Source organism: Streptomyces sp. MnatMP-M17 (assembly GCF_900091995.1).
Lineage (GTDB): Bacteria > Actinomycetota > Actinomycetes > Streptomycetales > Streptomycetaceae > Streptomyces.
In genome coordinates this window covers 1-1,461 of sequence record NZ_FMDK01001142.1, presented here as the reverse complement: position 1 = coordinate 1,461, position 1,461 = coordinate 1, and the positions used below count along the sequence as shown (strand labels likewise).

The window sequence follows — 1,461 nt, the reverse complement described above, 5'->3', positions numbered from 1 at the left end:
GCCGGCGACCGCCGATGCCGCCGGTGCCGCCGTCATGCGCTCACCTCGCGGCAGGCGCGGTAGAAGTCCTTCCAGCCGTCGCGCTCGCGGACCACTGTCTCGACATACTCCTGCCAGATCACCCGGTCCGCCGCCGGATCGCGGACGACCGCGCCGAGGATGCCGGCCGCCACATCGCCCGGCCGCAGCACGCCGTCGCCGAAGTGGGCGGCGAGTGCCAGGCCATTGGTGACGACGGAGATGGCCTCGGCCGTGGAGAGCGTCCCGGAGGGAGACTTGAGCTTCGTACGGCCGTCGGTCGTGACACCGTCACGCAGCTCGCGGAAGACCGTCACGACCCGGCGGATCTCGTCGATGCCCTCGGGTCCGGCCGGCAGGTCGAGCGAGCGCCCTATCTGGTCGACGCGCCGGGAGACGATCTCGACCTCCGCCTCGGGCGTGGCGGGCAGCGGCAGGACGACGGTGTTGAAACGGCGGCGCAGCGCGCTGGAGAGATCGTTGACACCGCGGTCGCGGTCGTTGGCCGTGGCGATCAGATTGAACCCGCGGACGGCCTGCACCTCCTGTCCCAGCTCGGGGACCGGCAGCGTCTTCTCGGACAGGATCGTGATGAGCGAGTCCTGTACGTCGGCGGGGATACGGGTCAGCTCCTCGACCCGAGCGGTCATGCCCTCGGACATGGCCCGCATCACCGGACTGGGCACCAGCGCGTCGCGGCTGGGACCGTGGGCGAGCAGCTGCGCATAGTTCCAGCCGTACCGGATCGCCTCCTCCGGCGTGCCCGCCGTGCCCTGCACCAGCAGCGTCGAGTCACCGCTGACGGCCGCCGCGAGATGCTCGGAGACCCAGGTCTTGGCGGTGCCCGGCACACCGAGGAGCAGCAGCGCCCGGTCGGTGGCGAGCGTGGTGACGGCGACTTCCACGATCCGGCGCGGTCCCACGTACTTCGGTGTGATCACCGTGCCGTCGGGCAGCGTGCCGCCGAGCAGATAGGTGGCCACGGCCCAGGGCGACAGCCGCCATCTCACGGGCCGCTGCCGGTCGTCGGCCGCGGCCAGGGCGGCCAGCTCGTCGGCGAACGCGTCCTCGGCATGCGGACGCAGCGGCTCGCTCCCGGTGGCCGGGATGGCAGCGGTGGTTTCGGGCACGGTCATGGATCCCCCTCCAGATCGATCGACCGGATGTGGTTTCCACGGTGCACCACGCCACTGACAATCGGTCATCCGCGCAGGTCAGGGCAATTGTCAGTGGTGGGGCCTAACGTCGTAGCCATGAATCCAACGGGGGTGCGCTGGACGACGGAACAGGTGCTGGCCCTGGCTCCTGACGACGCGTCACGCAAGGCGGGGAACAGACTGGGCACGGCCGGACCGTGGTCGGGCGCGGGCGCCAGTGCCACGGGCTCCGTATGGGGGCTGTGCAAGGGCAGCGGCGGCAAGCCGGACCAGACGGGGGGGGGGA

Annotated in this window: 1 protein-coding gene and 1 pseudogene; one reads left to right on the top strand and one right to left on the bottom strand. The window is 71.2% G+C overall.

Annotation, left to right across the window (positions count from 1 at the left end; genetic code table 11):
- Positions 1 to 32: 32 nt before the first annotated feature.
- Positions 33 to 1,154 (bottom strand): ATP-binding protein, encoded by a 1,122-nt coding sequence (locus GA0115259_RS37045; protein WP_093604906.1) that lies wholly within the window; start codon positions 1,152 to 1,154, stop codon positions 33 to 35.
- A gap of 117 nt (positions 1,155 to 1,271) precedes the next feature.
- On the opposite strand from GA0115259_RS37045, the pseudogene GA0115259_RS37040 reads away from it, so the two are divergent.
- Positions 1,272 to 1,461 (top strand): annotated as a pseudogene (locus tag GA0115259_RS37040) (SWIM zinc finger family protein); the annotation flags it as partial.

Coding starts and splice junctions, on each gene's coding strand:
- GA0115259_RS37045 (WP_093604906.1), bottom strand. CDS start 1,154: ATGACCGTGCCCGAAACCACCGCTGCCATCCCGGCCACCGGGAGCGAG.